Raw genomic sequence first — 13,442 nt, 5'->3', positions numbered from 1 at the left:
GGTGAACGAATATTCGTTCTGCCAAGCCGGCTATACTGGCTGCATCGGCCAATGCTTCGCCGGACAATACTGGCTGTCGCTCACTGAAGATAGGTGGTGAGCTTCATGCCGGCATTCAAGAAGTGGATCGGATCTATCGCATTGCCATCCCGGCGCACTTCGTAATGGACATGGGGTCCCGTTGCCCGTCCGGTCGATCCGGCCCTGCCGATCAGGTCTCCGGTTGCGACGACATCGCCGACATCTACCAGGATCCTCGACATGTGGCCGTAGCGGGTAGTGATGCCCTGGCCATGGTCGATCTCGACCATATTACCATAGCCGCTGGCGGGTCCGGCAGCGATCACTTTGCCGGCTCCGGTAGCCTTGATTTCATCGCCATTGTCCGCCTGGAAGTCGATGCCGGCATGGAGCGCCAGCCGCCCGAGGAAGGGATCAATGCGGTTGCCGAAGCGGCTGGTCACGCCGTGACCGGGGGCCGGATTGCCGAAGGGCAGGTTCCGTGCGGTTTCGCGGACGCTTTCCAGACGACTGAGCGCAGCATCCAGCTGGTCCAGCGAGGCTTCAAAGGCACTGGATCTCAGTTCGGGCTCTACGAAGGGGCCGCCGATGCCGACGGTCTGGTATTCGGGGGAGGAGGATGCAAGTTCAACACCGGTCCGCCGCAGGATGGTGGCTATAGCGTCGGCCGTCTGGGAAGCGCCAACCGTGAGGTCTGCGATTTTGGCGATCTGCTGCTTTTCGATGCTTTTCAGCGACAGCGTGATTTTTGAAAAGACCCGGTCGGCCCGGTCGGCAAGATTTTCTCGAAGCGGGGCATAGGCGAGCGCCGATCCGGTGTCGGCGCCTGTTTTTTTGCCCAAAAGGTTTTCCACAGTTTTCAAGCCGCCTCCCAATGCTGCCTGACGCTCGGGTGCGGCCGAAGAGGAAGGCTGAGCCTTGGAGCCGAGACCATCGGCAGGCTTCAGGCCGGACTCCTCCGCGCGGTCCAGCAACGAGCCGAGCTTGCCATGCCGGGAAAATAGCGCGCTTTGCTGCTCGAGAAGCTTTTCCACCTTCTGTTCCATCACCTGCTGGTCCAGCAACTGGCGTGAGGTAATGCGATCGAGCTGAGCGCGCAGGGCGGCGATACGGTCCTCGTAATCGTGCTGCATGCGCGCCTGGCGCGCCATGGTCGCGCCGATGAGATCGTCACGGATGACGAGATAGGAGGTGGCGGCGAGATAGCCGATGACGAGACTACCGAGGACGCAGACGGCGAGGGCCGCCATCCAAGGGCGGATCGCCATGTGGCGGATCCTGTCGCCACTGGCCAGAATGAGGACGTGCTGTTGCGGCCGTTTGCCAAACACCTTGTTTCCGGTCCCGTACGCCACCTGTATCCCTCGCAGAAGCGACTCGTCCGCTGACAGTTCTGTTGCTGGCAATAGACAGGCTTATGGTTAACAAAGGCTTTAATGGAGGCAATCAGGCGCTGCTGGTGGAGGTGAGGGAGCGGTAAAAGGAGGGAGTCAGCCCGGCTTCGGCACGGGCGATATCGTTGAAGGGAGCCTTCAGGGAGCCGCGGAAATTTGCCCTCACCAATTGCTGGAAAGTCTGGGCGGGATCCTTGCGCTCACGGGCGCAGAGGAAGCGGAACCATTTGGCGCCGATCGCAACATGTCCCTTCTCGTCGTTATAGATGACGTCGAGGACGACAGCACTGTCCAGGTCGCCGGTTTCGCGCATCTTCGCCTGCAGGGACGGCGTCACGTCCAGTCCACGTGCTTCCAGAATGAGCGGGACGACTGCCAGCCGGGCGGTCAGATCGTTGCGGGTCGAATGAGCGGCCTGCCACAAGCCGTCATGGGCCGGCATGTCGCCATAGTCGGCGCCGAGCTCGTTAAGCCGCTGCCGCACCATGCGGAAATGCTTGGCTTCTTCGAAGGCGACGGTCATCCAGCCGTCGAAAAAGGAATGGGGCACGGGTTCGGTGGCGAACCTGGCGACGATGTCGAGCGCCAGGTCCACGGCATTCAGCTCGATATGGGCAATCGAGTGAAGCAGGGCGATCCGGCCATGAGTGGTATGCAGCGACCGCTTTTCAACCGCTCTCGGTGGCACGAGCTCCGGCTTGTCCGGTCGCCCCGGGCGGTCAGCCAGGGGTGGGTCGAGGGGGGAGCGCAGCGAAAGCCGGCGCTCGAACCATCGGGTCGCCGTTTCCTGGGCAAGCCTCGTCTTGACATCGAGGTCAGGCGACCGGATTGCCATGGTCGCTCCGCCGCGCAGTGAGGTGATTGCCCATTCATCCGCCATGGTCAGTCTCCCGTTCGAAGCGCCTTGACGCTTTCAAGCACGTCCTCGGCATGCCTTTCAACCTTCACCTTCGGCCAGATCCTGGCAATACGGCCATCTGCGCCGATCAGGAAAGTGGTGCGCTCCACGCCCATATAGCTGCGGCCGTACATGCTTTTCTCCTTCCAGACGCCGTAACGATTGGCGAGCGCCGTGTCCTCGTCGGACACGAGGATCAGGCCAAGGTCATGCTTCTTGGCAAATTTGTCATGCTTGGCGACCGTGTCGGGGGATACGCCGATGACCACGGCCCCGGCCTTCTCGAACTCCGGGAGCAACGACGTGAACGAGATCGCCTGCTTGGTACAAGCGGTGGTGTCGTCTTTCGGATAGAAATAGAGCACGACCGGCGTTCCGCAAAAGGCTTTGAGATCCGTTGTACCGCCGCCATTCCGCGGCAGTTCGAAACTTGGTGCGATGTCGCCCATAGTCAGATCCGTCATGGTTTTCCTTTCTTTCGCCAGTATCGTGAGTGATATTTGCCGCAATCGGTATATATTCGCCCGCGTGTCGTCCAGATCAGTCGCACGCGGCTCGTTCGCGCATGAAGAAAAATGAGTTCTCAACCTGATGGCAGAAATTCGTGGAGAAAGGATCAGCTTCAGCAGGAAAGAACTCGTCCCGCTGCATGAACTTCCTTCCGCCCAGGTAGAAGACCCGATCATTGTTCACTGCCCGCCACAGCGCTCACGGGGAAAGCGGATTGGCAGGGCGTTGGCCCTGTTCGTAATGCTCGTTGTACTGGCCATTGGCAGCGCTGTCTTCGCCATCGAGGGGGGAATTGTCGACGGCGCCCTGTCGGCGCGGGCGCAGTCTGCACTCAACAATGCCATTGGACCCCGTTACGTGGCCTCCGTCGGCTCGACCGTAATCCGCTTCGATTCAGGCTTTCGCCTCGCCATCGAGGCACGCGACGTCGATATCGTCGAACAGGCCAGCGGCGAGCATCTCAGCCGCGCCGGAGCCATGCGAATGGCGATCGATCCGGTGGCATTGCTCGGCGGTCGAGTGTCGATCAAGCACATGGAGGCGCAGGACATCCGGCTGGAGACGGCACAGCTGCCCGCCGGCGACCCCATGCCGCTCTCCAAGGTGCGGGTCGACGCGGTACCTCTCATGCTCGAGCAGGCCTTCGAGCGCCTCGACGAAGCGCGCGGCCTGATCGAACGCAGCGGCACGGCCTCCGTGCGGATATCCGGCATTGATGTGGTTTTGCCGGCGGCGCCCGGACGGGAACCACTCAAGCTGCAGATCGAAGATCTGGACCTTTCGCGCAGTCCGCAGGGCGAGGTAGAGATCAATGGCACGGTCGGTCTCAGCGGCCGAAAGGCTACTCTGGTCGCCGCATCTCGCACCGTAGACGGGGTCACCACCGGGCTTTCGGCCAGGCTGTCTGGTTTGGAAGTAACGCCCTTTCTCATGCAAAGGGCAGAAGACGGAGCGCCGAGGGAGGGTATAGAGGGCTTTGTCGACCTGGAGATTGCCGCGACGCGTGCCCGGGAAGCCACTCAGCCTTCGATGACGGCCACGCTGCGCCAGTCACCCGGGCACTTCTATTTCGACGGAATCGGCCAAACGCTGAGCGGTGCCGACATCAACCTCGCCTATAATTTCGAAAGAAATTCGATCGAGATCCAGAAATCCGAAGCCCGGTTCGGGCCGACGGTCTTACCCCTGACAGGCGCCGTGATCGACCTCAACCGGCTCGATCCGGCCGACAAGCGTCCCGGTTTCGGCCTAGACCTCCTGATCAGCGGCGGATCCGCCATGGGCGCCAATGAAGGCGAACAGCCCACCCAGTTCGATCTGAAGGCGGTAGGCCGTTACCTGTCTGCCGACCGGGAACTGCAGTTCGATCAGATGGGCGTATCGAGCCCGGCCGGGCGAATGGCGGGATCGTTGAGGGTGCGATTCGGCGACAAGTCGCCTGAAATCAGCTTCGGGGCGCAGCTTCCGAAAATGGAAGTCACCGCCGTCAAGCAATTGTGGCCCTTCTGGATGGCCCGAAAGCCGCGCGACTGGATCATGGCCAACCTGTTCGGCGGCGATTTGTCGAACGGCTCTATCGCCGTCTTCATTCCGGCTGGTCGGATGAAGGGTCCCGGTATTCCGATGGAGCTCAACGGCAACGAGCTGCAGATCCGCTTCGATCTCAGCGATTCTCGCCTCAACCTGCCGGGCGACATTCCGCCCTTGCGCGACATCGCCGCACATTTCGAGCTTAAGGGAGAGGTCCTGCAGGTCGATATCGCCAAGGCCGCGTCCTTCTTCCCGTCAGGCCGTTCGGTCGCGGTCGAAAACAGCCGGTTCTCGCTGCCGTCGGCCTATTCCAAGCCACTGATGGCCGACATTGCCTTAAACATTGCCGGTCCGGCCGATGCGGTCACTGAGCTCGCCAATTTTCGCCCGATCGGCGCCCTGAGAGGCACAGGGTATAAACCAGAGGATTTCGCAGGCTCGGCCAAGGCGAAGATCGAAGCACATATGGGCCTGATTTCCGATCAGCAACCGCCCAAGCCGATCTGGTCCGCGCATGTGGATCTGGCGGATGTGGATCTGACACCGGAAATTGCGGGACGAAAGATCGGCGGCTTGACCGGCGTGCTGGATGTGGATCCGCAGTCGGCGCGGCTGACGGCGAAGGGAACGATCGACACGGTGCCGGCCGATATCCTTCTCGTGGAGCCGGTCGATCCAGCCTCGGCCGTCAAGCGCGAGCGCGTCATCAAGGCGGTTCTCAACGACGCGCAGCGGGAAAAGCTGGTTCCCGGCCTGTCCGACATGATCGAAGGGACGATCGGCGTGGAACTGACGCGCCTGGACGAGACCCGCCAGGGCGTTTCGCTCGATCTTGGCAAGGCAAGTCTGTCTGTGCCGTGGATCGGATGGACAAAGGGCAGCGGCATCCGTGCCAAAGCGCAGTTCGAGGTATCGGGCGAGGGCGAGAAGGCCATCGACATCCGCAACTTCAGCCTGGAAGGGGAGGGTTTTGGCGCCCGCGGCAACCTGGCCCTTGCGGACGGTGCTTTGACCTCGGCGGAATTTACCAAGATGCAGCTGTCGCCAGCCGACGACTACAGCGTGGCGGTGAAGCGCAGCAAGGGCGTCTACGACATTTCCATCGGCGGCTCGACAGCTGATCTGCGGCCGATCATCACCAAGCTTCGCTCGGGCGGCAAAGGCAGCGGCTTGGGTGGCGACGGCAAGGAATCCGGCGGTGCAATCCTGCGGGCCAAGCTCGATCGTGTGACGGGATTCAACGATGAGAGCCTGTCGAACGTCTCGCTGCTGTTTTCAGTTCGTGACGGAGACATTACCATGGCGGACCTCTCCGCCGTGACCGAGAGCGGCCAGGCGCTCGTCAGCGAGATGAGCAAGGGCAACACGGTTTCCATTACCAGCGGCGACGCCGGCGCGATCGTCCGCTTCACCAACCTCTACAACAATATGCGCGGCGGCCTGCTCAATCTCCGTCTGAAGGCGCATGGATCCGACTGGAACGGATCGGTCGACATCCGAAGCTTTTCGCTTGTCGACGAGGCGCGCCTGCAGTCGCTCGTTTCAACACCAGTCGGCCGCGACGGCGAGAGCCTCAACTCAGCTGTCAAAAAGAATATCGACATCAGCTCGGCGAAATTCCAGCGCGGCTTTGCGGCGCTCATCTACAAGGATGAAGCGCTGTCGCTGGAAAACGGCGTGGTGCGCGGCGAGCAGATCGGTGCCACCTTCCAGGGCATGCTGCGCGATGCCCGCGGCAATATGGAAATGACCGGGACCTTCATGCCGGCCTATGGCCTCAACCGGCTGTTTGGTGAACTGCCGCTGATCGGCGCCATTCTCGGCAACGGCAATGACCGCGGCCTGCTCGGGATTACGTTCAAGCTGCAGGGGCCGTTCGAGAAGCCGAAGCTTTCCATCAACCCCCTGTCGCTGATTGCACCAGGGGTGTTCCGCCAGATATTCGAGTTCTAAGAAAAGGCCGCGGAGGCGGCCTTTGTCTTCGTCACTATGATCTGTCATCCGCTCAGGCGGGGCGCACCAGAATATGCTTCTTCTTGCCCAGCGAAAGCTTGACCAAGCCGTCCGAGGTGACGTCGCCGGTTCCGATCAGTCTGCGCTCGTCGCTGACCGGCTGGTCATTGATGCGCACTGCGCCGCCCTGCACATGTCGACGCGCCTCTCCGTTCGAGCTGGCAAGTCCGGCACGCACGATCAGGCTGAGCAGGCCGATCCCGGCTTCGAATTCTGCAGAGGGAACGTCGATGGACGGCAGATTTTCGGAAACTGCGCCTTCCTCGAAGGTTTTGCGCGCCGTCTCGGCGGCTTCTTCGGCGGCCGTACGTCCGTGCAGGAAGGCCGTGACCTCGGTCGCGAGGATCTTCTTGACCTCATTGATCTCGGAACCGCCAAGCTCCGACAGATGTTTGATTTCGTCCATGGGCAGCGTCGTGTAGAGCTTCAAGAACCGGGATACGTCCGCATCCTCGGTATTGCGCCAGTACTGCCAAAAATCATAGGCAGTCAGCATATCCGGGTTGAGCCAGACGGCACCATTGGCCGATTTTCCCATCTTCGCACCTGACGAGGTCGTCAGCAGCGGGGAGGTCAGCGCATAAAGCTGCGGCGTTCCCATGCGGTGACCAAGGTCGATACCATTGATGATATTGCCCCATTGGTCGGATCCGCCCATCTGCAGCCGCACGTCGTAGCGCTTGTTGAGCTCCACGAAGTCGTAGGCCTGGAGGATCATGTAGTTGAATTCCAAGAAAGACAGCGACTGTTCGCGGTCGAGCCGCGTCTTCACGCTTTCGAAGGACAGCATTCGGTTGACGGAAAAATGCCGGCCGACATCGCGCAGGAATTCGAGGTAGTTCAGGCCACGCAGCCAGTCCCCATTGTTGATCATCAAGGCGCCGGTCTTCCCGTCGCCGTAGTTCAGGTAGTTGGAGAAGACGCGCTTGATCGAAGCGATATTGCTTTCGATCGTGTCGATCGTCATCAGCTGGCGCGCCTCGTCCTTGAATGACGGGTCGCCGACCATGCCCGTACCGCCGCCCATCAGCGAGATCGGCCGGTGGCCGGTCTTCTGCATCCAGTGCAGCATCATGATCTGGATAAGGCTGCCGGCATGCAGGCTGGGCGCCGTCGGGTCGAAACCGATATAGGCAGTGACGACCTCTTTGGAAAACAACTCGTCCAGACCGGACTCGTCGGAGATCTGGTGAAGGAAGCCGCGCTCGTCGAGGGTGCGGAGGAAGTCGGACTTGAACCTGGACATGATCAATCTCTGGCAGAGGTGTTTTGAAGGTCGGTCGCGCCTCTAACATTGTTTGGTGGCACAATCACTTCAAAAGTGCTTTTGCGTGGCATCAGAGAAATGAATGACGCGGACAGGAAATTTTAATCAATTTTTGTCGGGCAGTCTTTAGCATCGCGCTCATCGGGTACATTTCCAACAAATCCAGTGACAGGCGATGAACGGAGCGGTCTTTTTCCTAACGGTGAACTTCATCGTCGCAATTTCCTTCAGCGCAGTCTTCGCTGTCGTTTCGACCCGAAGCCGATCGCGGACAGCGGCACTGTGGCTGGCTGCTGCCTTCGCGATAGCCTCGTTATCGGCTGTCTGCGAGCTCTGCGTCGCCTATAGCGGATGGCCGAAGATCTGGGCACTTGGCGCTTTCGCAACAGTGATGGGCGGCATGCTTCTCCTGAATATCGGTATTCGGCAGCTTTATGAATTGCGCATCAACTGGTGGATGTCCGCCGGATTTCTGGTGGCGAGCCTCATCCTCAGCTACACGATCTACGACCTGCCGCGGGGAACGCCGTTGCAGGCCTTTTCCTATCAGACGCCGTTCGCACTCATCGTCCTGGCCAGCGCCTTTCCTGCACTCTCTTCATCGCGGCGCCTGGCAGGCGATCGGTTTCTCGGCATCCTTCTGCTGGTGACCGGGGTGCATTTCGTCGCCAAAGCCGCGCTTGCCGTCATTGTCGGGTCCGGATCGACGGCCAAGGATTATATCCATAGCAATTACGCGCTTGTCTCGCAGAGCTCTACCGCAGTGTTGATGGTTGCCGTCGGCCTGACGCTTTTATCGGTGCTCGCGCTGGAAATCATGGCCGCTGAGCGCAACGAGTCGGAAATGGATCTGCTGTCAGGGCTCTGCAATCGAAGAGGGTTCGAGCGAGGCGTGAAGGCTGCCATTTCCCGCAGGCCCGATGGCCAGCATGCGGTGGTGCTGTGCGACCTCGACCACTTCAAGAATATCAACGACAGCTATGGGCACCATGCCGGCGACATGGTCATTCGTGCCTTCGGCGCGCTTCTAAGTTCCTCTGCGCCCAATGAAGCCATTGTTGGCCGGATGGGCGGTGAGGAATTTGCCGTATTCCTGCCCAATACGACGATGGATGTCGCTCTCCTTTTTGCCCACGCGCTGAGAAGTGGGACGGCTGCAATGGATATCGCCGGGATACCGTCATCCGTCACCGTTACCGCAAGCTTCGGAGTCGCCAATCTGGTTTCGGCCGACCAGTTGGAGGAGATGCTGCGGCGCGCCGATGTGGCGCTTTACGAGGCCAAGCGTGGCGGCCGCAACCGAGTTCAGCAAGCAGCCAATACCAAAGCTTCGCGGCCTGCCCAATCCATGACGAGGCCCTGACAAAAATGGCCGCAACAAGCGGCCATTTCCAATCAGATGTTATAGGTGGCTCAGCGAATGCGCTTGGCTGCCGGTTCAGGCACCAGTTCGCCGTTCAGGCGCCTGTCCAGATAGTCCTCGCATTCGGCCATCAGCGGCTCGACCTTGGCGTTGAAGAAGTGGTTCGCACCTTCCACCACGCGATGGGTGATCAGGATACCCTTCTGGGTCTTCAGCTTTTCAACCAGGCCATTGACGTCCTTTTCCGGCGCGACCTTGTCGGCGTCGCCATTGATGATCAGGCCGGAAGACGGGCAGGGCGCCAGGAAGGAGAAGTCATAAATGTTCGGCTGTGGAGCGATGGACATAAAGCCCTCGATCTCCGGCCGGCGCATGAGCAACTGCATGCCGATCCAGGCGCCGAACGAATATCCGGCGACCCAACAGCTCTTGGAATCGGGATGCAGGCTCTGTACCCAGTCGAGCGCCGAGGCGGCATCGGAAAGTTCGCCCGCACCGTGGTCGAATTCGCCCTGGCTGCGCCCGATCGAGCGGAAGTTGAAGCGCAAAGTCGTGAAGCCGCGCTTCTGAAACATGTAGAACAACTGGTAGACGATCTGATTGTTCATCGTGCCGCCGAACTGCGGGTGCGGGTGCAGGATGATAGCGATCGGCGCGCTCTTTTCCTTGGATGGCTGGTAGCGGCCTTCCAGGCGGCCGGCAGGGCCATTGAAAATGACTTCGGGCATCGGTACTCCGGTCAATGCGTTCAAGGTTCCAAACCGGCCGGCATGTCGAGTTGGACTTGACGAAGCCGCTCAGCTTTTCTAAAACACAGTTTAGAACCATTCGAAACTTGGGGCGCACTGCAACGGCGCCCGATGCGATGTCTCATAAGGCAAGCGTGGCCGAAATTTCAAGGGAAATGCGGCTCAAGCTCACCCTATGTGTGGTTCGACCTTATCTAGAGACGGAACCCCATCAGGCAATGACGCGCGAACGGACATATCTGGACTGGAATGCCACCGCGCCCTTGAGCGAGCCGGCCCGTGCCGCGATGCTGGACGCACTGACCTTGCCTGGGAATGCCTCGTCCGTTCATGGCGAAGGCAGGTCTGCGCGCGCTGCGCTGGAAAAAGCCCGCCGGCAGGTGGCGGCGCTTGTCGGCGCCGAACCGGCTCACGTAACATTCACCAGCGGCGCGACCGAAGCCGCCAATCATGTCCTGACACCCGATTTTCGCATGGGCCGGGCGCCGCTGAACGTCGGCAGGCTCTACGTGTCGGCCGTCGAACACCCGGCAGTCCGGGAAGGCGGCCGCTTCGATTCGTCTGACGTTACGGAAGTTGCCGTAACGTCAGATGGTATCATCGATCTTGCGGTCCTCAAAACTCTGCTCGAGGATCACGATTCTGCGGTTGGTCTGCCCATGGTGGCCGTCATGCTCGTCAACAACGAGACCGGCATTATCCAGCCGGTGGCCGAGGCGGCTGCCATGGTCCATAGCCATGGCGGATTGATGGTCGTCGATGCGGTGCAAGCCGTGGGGCGGATTCCCGTCGATATCGGCGCTCTGGACGCGGATTTCCTGATCCTGTCCTCGCACAAGATCGGAGGTCCCAAGGGCGTGGGTGCGCTTGTCTCCCGTGGAGAAACATCGATGCCGAAACCGCTGATCCGCGGCGGCGGGCAGGAAAAGGGCCATCGTTCCGGCACTGAAAACTTTCATGCCATCGTCGGCTTCGGCGCTGCGGCGCAAGCCAATGCCGGTGAGCTTCACGTTCGTAACGAGGCTATATGTGTTTTGCGTGATCGGCTTGAGATGGCAATGCGGTCACTCGCGCCCGATGTCCTGATCCATGGCAGGAATGCAGGCCGGGTCGCCAATACCAGCTTCTTCACGCTTCCCGGGCTGAAGTCGGAAACGGGCCAGATCGCCTTCGATATCGAGGGAATCGCCCTTTCGGCAGGCTCGGCCTGTTCGGCGGGAAAAGTCGGCGAAAGCCATGTTCTGACCGCCATGGGTCAGGACCCGAAGCTGGGTGCCTTAAGGATCTCGCTTGGCCGGGATACGACGGGCGAGGATATCGACAAAGCAATCGCCGCTTTTGAAAAGATTGCCGCCCGTCTGAAGCGGACGGGGAAGGCGGCGTGAGCCGCGCATAATGTTGCGGAAGCGCAATTTCTGCTTGCCAAGAGGTGTGAAAACCGCCTTCTGGCGCCTAAATAGGGGTGACGACAAGTTCCCCAGAATGATGACAAGAATTGCCGGAAGTTGAACCGGCAAGATTTGGAGAATGAACATGCCTGCTGTCCAGGAAACAGTCGATCAGGTCCGACGGATCGATATCGACCAGTACAAATACGGTTTCGAAACCGTCATCGAAGTGGACAAGGCGCCGAAAGGTCTTTCGGAAGACATCATCCGCTTCATTTCGGCCAAGAAGCAGGAGCCGGAATGGATGCTGGAATGGCGTCTCGACGCCTACCGCCGCTGGCTGACCATGGAAGAGCCGAACTGGGCGCGCGTCGAATATCCGAAGATCGATTTCAACGACCTTTATTACTATGCGGCTCCGAAGGGAACGTCCGGTCCCACCTCGATCGAGGACGTGGATCCGGAACTTCTGAGGGTTTATGAGAAGCTCGGCATTCCGTTGCGCGAGCAGGAAATCCTGGCCGGCGTCCAGACGTCGAAGGTCGCCGTCGACGCGGTGTTCGATTCCGTCTCCGTCGTCACGACGTTCAAGAAGGAACTCCAGAAGGCCGGCGTGATCTTCATGTCGATCTCTGAAGCCATCCGCGAGCATCCCGACCTCATCAAGCAGTATCTCGGCACGGTGGTCTCCACCACGGACAATTTTTACGCGACACTCAACGCCGCCGTCTTCACCGACGGTTCCTTCGTGTTCGTGCCCAAGGGCGTTCGTTGCCCGATGGAATTGTCGACCTATTTCCGCATCAACGAAAAGAATACTGGTCAGTTCGAGCGGACGCTGATCATTGCCGAGGAAGGCGCCTATGTCTCCTACCTCGAAGGCTGCACCGCGCCGCAGCGTGACGAAAACCAGCTGCATGCGGCGGTGGTCGAGCTCGTGGCTCTCGATGACGCCGAAATCAAGTATTCGACGGTACAGAACTGGTATCCCGGCGATGCGCAGGGCAAGGGCGGCATCTACAATTTCGTCACCAAGCGCGGCGACTGCCGTGGCGCCCGCTCCAAGATCTCCTGGACCCAGGTCGAGACCGGATCGGCGATCACCTGGAAATATCCGAGCTGCATCCTGCGCGGCGACGACAGCCGCGGCGAGTTCTACTCGATCGCGGTGTCCAACGGTCACCAGCAGATCGATTCAGGCACGAAGATGATCCATCTCGGCAAGAACACGTCGAGCCGCATCATCTCCAAGGGGATTTCTGCCGGCAAGTCGCAGAACACCTATCGCGGCCAGGTCTCGATCCACCGCAAGGCGGAGAATGCCCGCAACTTCACCAATTGCGATAGCCTGCTGATCGGCGACAAATGCGGCGCCCATACGGTGCCTTACATCGATGTGAAGAACGCCTCGGCGCAGATCGAGCACGAGGCAACCACTTCCAAAATTTCCGACGACCAGAAGTTCTACGCCATGCAGCGCGGCATCCCGGAAGAAGAGGCGATCGCGTTGATCGTCAACGGCTTCGTCAAGGACGTCATCCAGCAGCTGCCGATGGAATTTGCCGTCGAGGCACAAAAGCTGATCGGCATCTCGCTAGAGGGGAGTGTGGGGTAAAAATGGCTGGCAACGGAGGCGCCTTCTTTGATGGCTTGCCTGAGGATGATGAGCACGCATTCTTGGTTTACAGCCAAAAAGTGCGAGAGGATGTTGTGCGCGTTGACAACGACGGGGACCCTATGCCGGATAGTGTTATCCTCTATCGTAGCCGTCTTGTCCAAGCGACAGATGTATTCTCGCTTTCTGATCAAATGCTGGCAGTAGTCACTCGCGAAATAGAGCGGAATTTTGGAGAAGCAAAAGCGTATCTTTCAGCCGTGGACGGATTGTACGACCTTAAAATGCTTAGGGAGTCACGGAAGAAATTTTCAGAAGTATTCGATGCCGTCGAGATCTCCAGTGAATACAAGGATCACATCCGCTTACTCGTCAACAAGATAAAAGAGCGAATAGACACTGTAGATATTGGTATCGAAAAACGCGAAAGCCTTTTTGCGAAGCTGAATACATTCCTAAAAGAACTCGACAGTGATCGAACACGGTTGTCTGCTCTAACTGCTGCATTCGTTCAGGTGAGCGGGGCCGTAGGTGAGGCGGCTGAGAAGCTGGAACCAGCTATTGGGCTTTTCGAACGTATAATGAAAGCTATTGGCCACGGTAGCAAAGAAATGCGCGGTCTTCCTAAGACCGAGGAGGAGCTGAAGCGTCTTCCTCCTCCAGAGCAAATTGACGAATAGAAAGCGAAACAAGA

10 protein-coding genes are annotated in these 13,442 nt (G+C 59.5%); 5 read left to right on the top strand and 5 right to left on the bottom strand.

The window, feature by feature from the left end:
- Nucleotides 1–80: 80 nt before the first annotated feature.
- From E2F50_RS06825 to bcp, 3 genes are all read right to left on the bottom strand, one after another.
- Nucleotides 81–1,376 (bottom strand): peptidoglycan DD-metalloendopeptidase family protein, encoded by a 1,296-nt coding sequence (locus E2F50_RS06825; RefSeq protein ID WP_425375368.1) that lies wholly within the window; start codon nt 1,374–1,376, stop codon nt 81–83.
- A 91-nt stretch (nt 1,377–1,467) separates the two neighbouring features.
- A complete protein-coding gene (locus E2F50_RS06820) occupies nt 1,468–2,295 on the bottom strand; it encodes a ferritin-like domain-containing protein (RefSeq protein WP_133315345.1) in 828 nt (275 codons plus the stop codon).
- Nucleotides 2,296–2,297: 2 nt separating this feature from the next.
- Nucleotides 2,298–2,777 (bottom strand): thioredoxin-dependent thiol peroxidase, encoded by a 480-nt coding sequence (gene bcp, locus E2F50_RS06815; protein ID WP_133315344.1) that lies wholly within the window; start codon nt 2,775–2,777, stop codon nt 2,298–2,300.
- Nucleotides 2,778–2,904: 127 nt separating this feature from the next.
- On the opposite strand from bcp, the gene E2F50_RS06810 reads away from it, so the two are divergent.
- On the top strand, nt 2,905–6,306 hold the full coding sequence (locus E2F50_RS06810; protein WP_133315343.1) for a YhdP family protein: 3,402 nt from the start codon (nt 2,905–2,907) through the stop codon (nt 6,304–6,306).
- 52 nt (nt 6,307–6,358) lie between these two features.
- Here the strand turns inward: E2F50_RS06810 and tyrS are convergent, their stop codons facing one another.
- A complete protein-coding gene (gene tyrS, locus E2F50_RS06805) occupies nt 6,359–7,612 on the bottom strand; it encodes a tyrosine--tRNA ligase (protein WP_133315342.1) in 1,254 nt (417 codons plus the stop codon).
- 196 nt (nt 7,613–7,808) lie between these two features.
- On the opposite strand from tyrS, the gene E2F50_RS06800 reads away from it, so the two are divergent.
- Nucleotides 7,809–8,996, top strand: coding sequence for a GGDEF domain-containing protein (locus E2F50_RS06800; RefSeq protein WP_133315341.1), 1,188 nt, complete (start codon nt 7,809–7,811; stop codon nt 8,994–8,996).
- 50 nt (nt 8,997–9,046) lie between these two features.
- Here E2F50_RS06800 and E2F50_RS06795 read toward each other — a convergent pair whose 3' ends face one another.
- Nucleotides 9,047–9,724, bottom strand: coding sequence for an alpha/beta hydrolase (locus E2F50_RS06795; protein WP_133315340.1), 678 nt, complete (start codon nt 9,722–9,724; stop codon nt 9,047–9,049).
- Between the two features lie 239 nt (nt 9,725–9,963).
- On the opposite strand from E2F50_RS06795, the gene E2F50_RS06790 reads away from it, so the two are divergent.
- The 3 genes from E2F50_RS06790 (at nt 9,964) to E2F50_RS06780 (ending at nt 13,428) form a co-directional block, all read left to right on the top strand.
- Nucleotides 9,964–11,130, top strand: coding sequence for a cysteine desulfurase family protein (locus E2F50_RS06790; protein ID WP_133315339.1), 1,167 nt, complete (start codon nt 9,964–9,966; stop codon nt 11,128–11,130).
- Nucleotides 11,131–11,278: 148 nt separating this feature from the next.
- Nucleotides 11,279–12,748 carry a Fe-S cluster assembly protein SufB gene (gene sufB / locus E2F50_RS06785; RefSeq protein WP_133315338.1) on the top strand — a complete coding sequence of 490 codons (1,470 nt, stop codon included), beginning with the start codon at nt 11,279–11,281 and terminating at the stop codon, nt 12,746–12,748.
- A gap of 2 nt (nt 12,749–12,750) precedes the next feature.
- The gene (locus tag E2F50_RS06780) at nt 12,751–13,428 is read left to right on the top strand and encodes a hypothetical protein (RefSeq protein WP_133315337.1); all 678 of its coding nucleotides are present in this window, start codon (nt 12,751–12,753) and stop codon (nt 13,426–13,428) included.
- The last annotated feature ends 14 nt before the right edge of the window (nt 13,429–13,442 follow it).

The sequence above is a fragment of the Rhizobium deserti genome (assembly GCF_004358025.1).
Lineage (GTDB): Bacteria > Pseudomonadota > Alphaproteobacteria > Rhizobiales > Rhizobiaceae > Neorhizobium > Neorhizobium deserti.
The sequence above is the reverse complement of the archived record's forward strand: the minus strand, read 5'-3'. Positions and strand labels throughout refer to the sequence as shown.